Here is a 1,292-nt window from a genome sequence, read left to right on the forward strand (position 1 = left end):
GCTTGGATGAGGGTGGTGGTCGCGGCGAGTCCTGCGGGGACGGCCGGGTGCTCGGGGTGCGGTTCCTCGTCCAGCGCCAGCAGATTGACGATCCCCGCGTACGGCTCCCCGCCCGTCAGCGAGAGCAGTTCCCGGGCGAACCCCGCACGCTCCACGGCCCGCGCGTCCACCACATGACGCCGTACCTCGGCGCCATGGGAGGCCAGCGTCTGCGCCGTCGCCAGCACGGCGGGGTGTTCGGCGTGCGCCGCGGGAACGAGCAGGAGCCACGTCCCGCTCAGCTCCGGGGTCGCCGAGGCGTCGGACTGGTGCTTCCAAGTGACCTGGTAGCGCCAGGAGTCGACTGTCGACTGTTCCCGGTGCCGTCGGCGCCAGGCCGAGAGGACCGGCAGCGCGGGCTCCAGTGCCTCGACGGTCTCCGGCCGGTCCTCGATCTCCAGGCTGCCGGCGAGCGCCTCGATGTCCAGATCCTCGATCGCCTGCCACACCTGAGCCTCGACAGGATCATGGCCACCGCTCGCCGTCGGCGCCGCCGCGGGCGGCTCCACCCAATAGTGCTTGCGCTGGAAGGCATACGTCGGCAGGTCGACGGTGCGGGGGGCCGGCTCGGTGGGGAACCAGCGCCGCCAGTCGACGTCCGCTCCCGCCGTGAAGGCCAGGGCGGCGGAGTGCGTGAGCTGGGTGAGGCCGCCGTGGTCACGGCGCAGAGTGGGGACGGTCGTGGCCACGACGCCGGAACGGTCGATGGTCTCCTGGATGCCCAGGTTGAGCACGGGGTGCGGGCTGGCCTCGATGAAGAGGCGGTAGCCGTCGGCCAGGAGCGCCTCGACGGTGTCGGCGAAGCGCACCGGCTGCCGTAGATTCGTCACCCAGTAACCCGTGTCCAGGCCGGTGGTGTCGGTGCGCTCGGCGGTGACGGTGGAGTAGAACGCCACCTCGGTGTCCACCGGCCGGATACCGCTCAAGCGGTCCATGAGCTGGTCGGTGAGCTGGTCGATCTGCGGACCGTGCGAGGCGTAGCCGACGTCGATCACGCGGGCCCGGAGCCCCCGCGCCTCGGCATCCGCGACCACGGCGGCGACGTGCTCGGGCGGCCCGGAGATCACCGTCGAGGACGGTCCGTTGACCGCCGCGACGCACACCCCCGGCCGGTCGCCGATCAGCTCGGCGGCCTCCTCGGCACCGGTCCCGAGGGAAGCCATCGCACCGTGCCCGGCCAATTGCCTGAGGGCGTCGCTGCGTACGGCGACGATGCGTGCGGCGTCGTCGAGGGTGAGTGCGCCGGCGACGCA

1 protein-coding gene is annotated in these 1,292 nt (G+C 72.4%); it reads right to left on the reverse strand.

Annotation, left to right across the window (positions count from 1 at the left end; all coding sequences use genetic code 11):
- Positions 1-1,292: acyltransferase domain-containing protein (locus ACFY1P_RS35390; protein WP_390753014.1), on the reverse strand; the 1,292-nt coding region annotated here is incomplete at both ends.

This window comes from Streptomyces sp. NPDC001407 (genome assembly GCF_042895325.1).
Taxonomy (GTDB): Bacteria; Actinomycetota; Actinomycetes; order Streptomycetales; family Streptomycetaceae; genus Streptomyces.